Annotated in this window: 3 protein-coding genes; all 3 read right to left on the reverse strand. The window is 61.3% G+C overall.

Annotated elements, in window-relative coordinates; all coding sequences use genetic code 11:
* Positions 1-387: 387 nt before the first annotated feature.
* Positions 388-1,548, reverse strand: a complete 1,161-nt coding sequence (locus tag OOZ51_RS22280; RefSeq protein ID WP_265982151.1) for an acyl-CoA dehydrogenase family protein — start codon at positions 1,546-1,548, stop codon at positions 388-390.
* Positions 1,549-2,745, reverse strand: a complete 1,197-nt coding sequence (locus tag OOZ51_RS22285) for a CaiB/BaiF CoA transferase family protein (protein ID WP_265982152.1) — start codon at positions 2,743-2,745, stop codon at positions 1,549-1,551.
* Between the two features lie 84 nt (positions 2,746-2,829).
* Positions 2,830-3,558: a GntR family transcriptional regulator gene (locus tag OOZ51_RS22290; protein WP_265982154.1), complete on the reverse strand. Its 729-nt coding sequence runs from the start codon at positions 3,556-3,558 to the stop codon at positions 2,830-2,832.
* Between the last annotated feature and the right edge of the window lie 229 nt (positions 3,559-3,787).

Here is a 3,787-nt window from a genome sequence, read left to right on the forward strand (position 1 = left end):
AAACAACAGACACACCCGACACCACCCACACCCACAAAGGGCCCGCGATCGCTCCGGAGCAACTTCCCAAACTTACCCGAATAATTACCGCTTTGCAAATCAGTGTTTCAACCAATTTCACAGGAACAATTCGAATTTCCCTCGAATCGCGGCGCAAAAAGCGCCGGCCGTTTCAGGCTCGATTCGAAAGGGTTGGCCACCCGTGGTTCCCAGCTCTAGGCTGTCTCCCTCGCGGCGACTTAGAAGACATTACACGGATCCCGCACCCTACGCAAATCCGCCCGCCCGGCACTCCTTCGGCTTCTCAAATCAAGGGGAGCGGGAGGTCCGCTCGCACGCCACGAAGGCCCGACGGCGGAACGGGAGTTCCGCCGTCGGGCCCTGTGTTCAGCGGAAGGCGGCGACGCCGGTGAGCCTGTTACCCAGAATGAGTGTGTGGACTTCATCGGTGCCCTCATAGGTGCGAACGGATTCCAGGTTGTTCGCGTGACGTAGCGGTGAGTAGTCCAGCGTGATTCCGTTGCCGCCGAGGATCGTTCGGGCCGCGCGGGCAATTTTGATGGCCTCGCGGCAGTTGTTCAGTTTGCCGACCGAGATCTGGTCCGCCTGCAACGTGCCGGCATCCTTCCTACGGCCGAGATGCAGGGCAAGCAGGAATCCCTTGTTGATCTCCAGAGCCATGTCCACCAACTTCTGCTGGGTCAGCTGGTAGCCGGCAAGCGGCTTGCCAAACTGAAAGCGCTCCTTGGAATATTCGAGCGCAGCCTCGAACGCGTCGCGAGCAGCGCCCATGGCGCCCCAGATGATCCCATAGCGGGCTTCGTTCAGGCATGAGAGGGGGCCCTTTAGCCCGGCGACGTTGGGCAGCACCGCGTTCCCGGGCAGGCGCACCTCGGACAATTCGATGTCGCATTGGATGGAGGCTCGCATGGACAATTTCGAGTCGATCGGCGTGGCCGTGAATCCGGGAGTATCGGTTGGCACGACGAAACCCCGGACCCCGCCGTCGGTCTGGGCCCAGATGATGGCGACTTTGGCCACGGACGCCAGGCCGATCCAGCGTTTTGATCCGTTGATGACCCAATCGCTCCCGTCACGGCGCGCAAAGGTGGCCATGTTGCCCGGATCCGATCCAGCGGTCGGCTCTGTCAGGCCAAAGCAGCCGATCGCCTCTCCCCTGGCCATCGTCGGTAACCATTCAGCCTTCTGTTCGTCCGAACCATGCTTGTAGATGGCGCTCATGACCAATGAGCCTTGTACCGAGACGAAAGTGCGCAGCCCCGAGTCACCGGCCTCAAGTTCGGCGGCAGCCAGTCCGTACTCGACGGCGGATCGGCCGGCACAGCCGTAACCCTTCAGATGCATGCCGAGTAGACCCAGTTTGGCCAGTTCAGGGACAATTTCAAGCGGGAAGACGGCCTCTTCGTACCAGCCCGCAATGTTCGGCTTGATTTCCCTGTCGACGAAGGACCGCACGGAATCGCGCAGCGCACGTTCATCCGCTCTGAGTAGGGAATCGAAGTCAATCAGGTCGCTGAGGTCAGACATCTATGAACCTTTCACGGAAGTTGCTGGAAATTCTAGGGCGAACGTGGATCCTTGGTGCTCGCCAAGAGCCGGGGGAACTTGCCGGTAGCTCGGCGCTGCTGCGGACAGCCGGATCGGGTTGGCGAGCTGCTGGGATTCCCGGCCGGTGGCGGGATCTGTGACAACAACTGACGGCTCCAGCCCCAGGCTGTCAGCCAGCTCGAAAGCCTCACCGACTGTGTTGACCTTGCCTGCGGGCACCCCCACTGCAAGCAATTTGTGTTGCCACTGCGAAGCGGTGTCGGCGAGGAATGCACCTTCAAGCACGGCGCGAAGCTCCGCGCGGGACCCCACCCTGCGTTCGTTAGTGAGGAATCTGGCTTGCTCAGCCAGGCAGGGGATTCCCAGCGCCGACGCCAGTGCCGCGAACTGCCGGTCGTTACCGACCGCAACGGCAAGGGTACCGCCGCCCGTGCGAAAGGTCTCGTAGGGGGCGATACTCGGATGGGCGTTACCCAACCTGGCAGGTGAATTGCCCGTGGCCAACATCGCGGCGCCTTGGTTCACCAGGGCTGCGAGTAGCGACGAGAGGAGACTAACCTGCACCTGCTGGCCGGTCCCAGTGGCATCGCGAACCCGCAGTGCCATCAGGATGCCCGCAATGGCATTCTGCCCGGCGAGGACGTCAACCAGGGCGACCCCAACCTTGCTAGGTTCCCCTTCCGGGAAGCCAGTTATGCTCATCAGGCCGCCGAGCGCCTGAACCAGAAGGTCGTAGCCGGGCAGATCCGCGCCAGCACCGGTCCCGAAACCCGAGATCGAGCAGTAAACGATGTCCGGCCGATCCTTGGCGACGGTCTGATAATCAAGCCCAAATTTCGCCATGACTCCAGGACGGAAGTTTTCGATGACGATGTCGCAGCCAGCCACCAAGCCACGGGCATAGCTCAGCCCCTCGTCGGACGTGAGATCGGCGATCACGGATTTCTTGTTCCGGTTGACGCTCGCGAAATAGGTGCCCGTGCCGTCCGCCGCGACAGGCGGAATCCACGCGCGGGTATCGTCGCCGGCTGGGCCCTCGATTTTGATGACCTCGGCACCGTAGTCTGCCAGCATCATTGAGCACAACGGTCCGGCCAGAACGCGGGAGAAATCAGCGATCCGTATACCTGCCAACGGCGGCGGCCCGCCTTGATTGCTCTGCGGTGTGGATGCCACGTTGCATCTCCTCCGATTGTTGTATGTTGCATGCAACAGTAAGGGAACTGGCAGAGCTTGTAAACAGTATTCGAGGTGTCGACGTCAGCCGCGGAATTTCGTCAACTGATCCAACTTCGCCAAATACGCATCTGCGGAAAGCCCCGGCGTCTTGGCGCACACGCCTGTGATGAGAAGTCGCGCAGTGCGGGTGACATGTTCCCGAACCGCAGCGGAGGCAGCCTGCGGATCCTTCCGCTCCAATGCCCCAAGAATGTCGCGGCGGTCATCGGCCAGATCTTGGCTGCTACGGACCGAGGGGATGGTCACTAGACCATGCGCAAGAACGAGATTACGCAGCTCACCATCCAGTGCCGTTAGCCGCGGGTTGCCCGCCAAACCCAGCAGAAATAAGTGGAATTCCTTGTCGGCTTGGAGGGTGCCGGGGCCGTCGTCGCCGGATGCGGCGTCCAGGATGCGACCGTGAAGCATGCGGAAATGCTCAAGGTCTTCCTCGGTAACAACCTCGGCGGCCCGAGCTGCGGCAGGAGGCTCGAGAATGATTCGAATCTGGAAGATCTGCACTATCTCGTCAAGTGAAATCTGCAGTACGCGGACACCGCGGTTCTTCTCGATCCGGACAATGCCTTCCTTTTCTAGCAACTGCAGGGCCTCACGCACCGGCGTCCGGGACACGCCAAGCCTCTCGGCCAGCCCAATCGCGGAATAGTGGTCCCCCGGTGTCATCTCGCCGGAAGTTATCGCCGCGCGCAGCATTTCCGTGACCTGTGTTGTGAGTGACACCCCGGGAATAACCTGTTGCATGCTACTCATGCTGACATTGTACGGTTCGGTGTTGGTGGTTTCCGGCGTGGATGTGAGGGAGCGTTGGTGGGGGGTGCCCACATGTGAAGGAGCGTCCGGGATCTCCCGCGTGGATGTGATGGGGGGTGCGGGGTTTCCGGCGTGGATGTGGTGGGGTGTCCGGTGGTGTGTTTAAATGCGGGAGACCCCCCGACCGTGGTGGTGGTTGGGGGGTCTCGACCTGAATGGTTGTCCGGCG

Source organism: Arthrobacter rhizophilus (assembly GCF_026241105.1).
Lineage (GTDB): Bacteria > Actinomycetota > Actinomycetes > Actinomycetales > Micrococcaceae > Arthrobacter.

Excerpts from the sequence above, each read along its gene's own strand:
- OOZ51_RS22280 (WP_265982151.1), bottom strand. The coding sequence starts at position 1,548 with ATGTCTGACCTCAGCGACCTGATTGACTTCGATTCCCTACTCAGAGCG.
- OOZ51_RS22290 (WP_265982154.1), bottom strand. The coding sequence starts at position 3,558 with ATGAGTAGCATGCAACAGGTTATTCCCGGGGTGTCACTCACAACACAG.